The sequence below is a fragment of the Bacillus sp. JJ864 genome, assembly GCF_036963045.1.
GTDB classification, from domain to species: domain Bacteria; phylum Bacillota; class Bacilli; order Bacillales; family Bacillaceae_G; genus Bacillus_A; species Bacillus_A pseudomycoides_C.
In genome coordinates this window covers 1-1,614 of sequence record NZ_JBALLY010000258.1, presented here as the reverse complement: position 1 = coordinate 1,614, position 1,614 = coordinate 1, and the positions used below count along the sequence as shown (strand labels likewise).

The following is a 1,614-nucleotide window of genomic DNA, read 5'->3' as shown; positions in this document are numbered from 1 at the left end:
CGCCAGTTTCTCCACCTGTTGGTGGCTTAGTTGGATCTGTTGTTCCACCTGTATTTCCACCATCTGTAGGTGGCTTAATTGGGTCTGTTGTTCCACCTGTATTCCCACCACCAGTTGGCGGTTTAATTGGGTCTGTCATTCCACCTTCAATTTCTCCACCAATTGGTGGTTTAATTGGGTCTATGTTAGGTTTATTCGAGTCATTTAAAAGACCTAATAAACCGCTATTTCCAGAGCTTAAATCATTATTTGTAAGTAGATTACTTGTATTTAAAGATGCATCCTTATTAGCAAGTAAATCGGAAACTGTAGGTAGTTTAGAATCAGCCCATACTAAAGCTTTATCTAAATCACTTAACTTATCACTCTTATCTTTGTTTTTGATATCATCTTTACCATCAATACCTTTGGTATTATCATTAATAAAGTTTGAAACAATATTTTTAGGTGATGATGATGAATCTGTCCAACCTAATGCTCTATCTAAAGCTGTATCTTTACTATCAGAATCTCCCTCTAATAATCTAGTCATATCATCTGGTTTTTCTTCATCATTTTTAGCAATAGCTTTATCATCTTTTGGTTTTTTTGTTTCATTCTTTTTGGCTACATCATGCGTTTTAGGTGTAGCACTAGTTTTTGAGTCTTTATTAAATCCATAAACAGCAATACTAGTTCCAGCAATAACAATAAATGAGCATACACCAATCCAGATTTTTTTTGATTTTGTAAAATTACTTTGTTCTGACATTTGATATCCTCCTTAGATTACAATTCTTTTTGTTTTTGAATTACAGCTTCTCTAGTCTTCGTTTTCTGTTCTTTTTCTTCTGGTGAAAGGTTGCCTTTCTCAATTTCATTAGTTAAATTATCAATTGTTGCTTGGGCTATTTGATTATCAGCAATTTTATTTTTCAAACCTTTATCTTTTAATTCATTACTAATTTTTTCAGCTTTTGCTAAATGATCATTACTTGCATCCCTTGTTTTAAAATATCCATATCCTAACATCATTTTTCGATTCTCATTAAGATCAATGTGATCTTGATACTTTTCATATACACGAACAATTTCTTTCCAATCTTTTTTAAAGAATGCCATATCAAGATTTCCATTTGCTGTAGGGTATTTATCATTAAATTTTTCAAGAGCTTCTAAATCTTTTCTAATTGTTTCATCCTTCATATTATCAATAATTGATTGCTCAATTTTTTCATATTGTTTCGGATACTTAGCACCAGCTTGTAAATAATCTTTTTTATCTATTAAAACAGATAAAGATTCATCACTTTTAGTTGTAGCACTTGTTGTTTCACTTGTTTGTCCTCCGAAAAATAATGCACCCGATATACCAACAATTGCTATAACTGTCCCTATTCCTGAAAACATTAAAACTTTTTTATTCTTTAAAGGATTATTTTTAGAACTAGATTCTTCTAACAAATTCTTTTGATTTTCATTTTTTGTTTTAGTATTATTCACTCTTGTTTGTTCTTGCTCTTTAAACTGATTTAATTTAGCCTGTCTTTGTAATTCAGCTTCTCTTTTCTTCGCTTTTTCTTCAGCTTGACGTAGCAATTCAGCTTCTCTTTGTTTTGCTTTTTCCTCGGCTTG

General features: G+C 31.1%; 2 pseudogenes. Both read right to left on the bottom strand.

Going from position 1 to position 1,614, the window contains the following annotated elements:
• Positions 1-751, bottom strand: a pseudogene (locus V7024_RS24225) (hypothetical protein); the annotation flags it as partial.
• A 17-nt stretch (positions 752-768) separates the two neighbouring features.
• A pseudogene (locus V7024_RS24220) lies at positions 769-1,614 on the bottom strand (hypothetical protein); the annotation flags it as partial.